4 protein-coding genes are annotated in these 2,286 nt (G+C 41.1%); all 4 read right to left on the reverse strand.

Annotated features, from left to right (window positions below; all coding sequences use genetic code 11):
* Positions 1 to 971: 971 nt before the first annotated feature.
* From BM329_RS15385 to BM329_RS14140, 4 genes are read right to left on the reverse strand one after another with little or no spacing between them, the layout of a single operon-like run.
* Positions 972 to 1,082 (reverse strand): hypothetical protein, encoded by a 111-nt coding sequence (locus BM329_RS15385; protein WP_479688367.1) that lies wholly within the window; start codon positions 1,080 to 1,082, stop codon positions 972 to 974.
* Positions 1,083 to 1,095: 13 nt separating this feature from the next.
* Entirely contained in the window at positions 1,096 to 1,377 is a 282-nt protein-coding gene (locus BM329_RS14130) for a YqjK-like family protein (protein WP_092554432.1), read from the reverse strand.
* Positions 1,370 to 1,771, reverse strand: a complete 402-nt coding sequence (locus BM329_RS14135) for a phage holin family protein (protein ID WP_092554435.1) — start codon at positions 1,769 to 1,771, stop codon at positions 1,370 to 1,372. Before BM329_RS14135 ends, BM329_RS14130 begins: the two co-directional genes overlap by 8 nt.
* A gap of 1 nt (position 1,772) precedes the next feature.
* A complete protein-coding gene (locus BM329_RS14140; protein ID WP_092554438.1) occupies positions 1,773 to 2,078 on the reverse strand; it encodes an ElaB/YgaM/YqjD family protein in 306 nt (101 codons plus the stop codon).
* Between the last annotated feature and the right edge of the window lie 208 nt (positions 2,079 to 2,286).

Here is a 2,286-nt window from a genome sequence, read left to right on the forward strand (position 1 = left end):
AACACGAGATTACAAAACACCGAATGAGTTATTTAAAGGAATACCCACTCATTTACTTCGTCCATTACGGTGTTGCGCTTAATATGTGAATCCAAGGTTTATTTTTAAATTTTAAAATAAATAACTTTATAATAAACCAATATATTGTTATTTCCTGATGGCAATCCAATATAATTAGATGTTTTCAATTTCTTTTCTTTTACGTATAGCGGAATCAATATAAAATGCTTGTCTTTGTATGCCAGTACTCTTTTTCGGAAATCCAGACTGTAACCCATCTCAATTCTGCCTTGTTATTGGAAGTTACAGACATTATGCCATAGTATTATGATTCTGCTATAGGTGCTTCTGTGACAGGAAAATTTGCTTTCTTAATTTCTACTAAAGACATGGTTAGTTCCTTTTAGTGATAAACCTTGCGCTCAGGAGTTGCCAGCCCAAAGAAGGTTAACCAGACCGTTACTGGCATTCCTCAAGGCTTACCCTGAAAGGTTCTTTAGTCATGCGTCGAGCGTGACGCGGTGAAAGGCAGAGATAAAAAGCCACCAGACCGTATGCGTTGGGTACGCGATGAGAACGGAAATGATGGCAGGGGTTATTGCTTTAACCACTCAAGGGAATGGGTAAAGAAATATTGTGTTTAGTTTCAGAGAGTAACTAACTGTTAAGTATTATTCGCTTGTTATTGGGGAAAGATGGGTTTATTAGATTTACCAGGTTTTGTGATAATAACGTTGTAAAAATGTGGAGAATGATTATGAAAAAATATCTTCTTCTTTGCCTAGTAGCAGGCACGACTCTTTTAGCTTCAATGCAGACTTATGCTTATATCTGCTTACCTTTTGGTCTGTCACCCGTAACATATACAATCTGTATGGCTAACTGTATTGTGTTAAATTCGGATAAACCGGCTAAATACTGTTTATAACAACAATCAAGCAGGAGCCATCATGTCTCCTGCAACCCCAAAATTATTTGTTCTGCGGTGGCAATTCGTTATTTGGTCTTTGATTCCATGCCTGAATTGCAGAATCATGATCATAGTCTTCTGGTCCATTAGCATTACAGTCAATGCATTGCACAAAAAACCATGTGTCATCTATAGAGCATATTTCTCACGATTTTCATGATCCCCAAGATACTGATCATTTGACGTGACCAGCGATACAACCTTTTGGGGTGACGTAGTCCATAGAGCAGGGCAATACCAGAACCGATGGCAACATAGGACTTGAAAGTGAGCAGAGTTTGCCAGCCTTTATCATAAGATTGTGTGATTTCGAGCCAATGTTGACCACAATCAGAAAGTGCTTGTCGTTGCTGTAGGATCTCTTTTAATAGCAGTGATTTTCGCCGGTGGTGCCGTGACTTATTCATGATGCTCCGTCTCCAGCATTTTGCGATCAATACTCAGTTGTTCACGCGTTGCATTCAGAAATGTCAGTTTTTGCGCTTTTCTTATCGTCCATATGGCACTGAACACGGCGAGGAGCAGCAGGGTCCCGGCAGTAATTACTATGGCAATCATCCGGTAAGCAGGGTCGATAGTCAGGAATATTAGCACCAGCAGACACATCAAACCGAAGCCTGCGAATAAAAGAGTAAGTCCTACCATCAGCAGCAGTTTTACCAGAGTTACTGCACCTTCTTCCAGCTCAACAGCAGCGAGTTGGATACGGGTTTCAACCATGCGAACAACGATAGCTGCGACTCGCCGTAAAGTGTTAAGGAGCCCTTTTCCAGGGCCTTTTGAGTGAGGGGATTGGGTCATTTCAGCGCCTTGACAACAGAACACCTAATACAACGCCAACTGCCGCGCCGATACCGACACCTGTCCACGGATTTTCACGGACATAATTATCAGCATGGCCTGCAATTTCTTTAGTTTGATCAACTAACCTATCGCTGGCATCGCTGAGTGTTACGCGAGCCTCTTTTAGCGTTTTTTCTGCTTTGCTACGCAATTTTTCCAATTCAGCTTTTGACTTGTCGCCGGAATTATTGAGAACTTCTTCCAGAGTATCCGCAATGGATTGCAGTTCAGCACGTAAATCGTCAGAGTTTCTCTTCTGTGCCATTACTCATCTCCTTAAATATACGATGGATGAATTTCTAACATAGACGCTTTTATAAGGAGTTTAAAGTATGAATAGATGAAAATTTGTCACATTATATTGCGAATTAATCTTAATACTACAGCCGTAATTGTTCTGTAAGCCGATGATCTTCCCGGCGACGATAATGACATTGTTGTGCCCGGTATTGATGCCGTCGTCGCCAGTCTGA

It is taken from the genome of Xenorhabdus koppenhoeferi, from assembly GCF_900116635.1.
GTDB classification, from domain to species: domain Bacteria; phylum Pseudomonadota; class Gammaproteobacteria; order Enterobacterales; family Enterobacteriaceae; genus Xenorhabdus; species Xenorhabdus koppenhoeferi.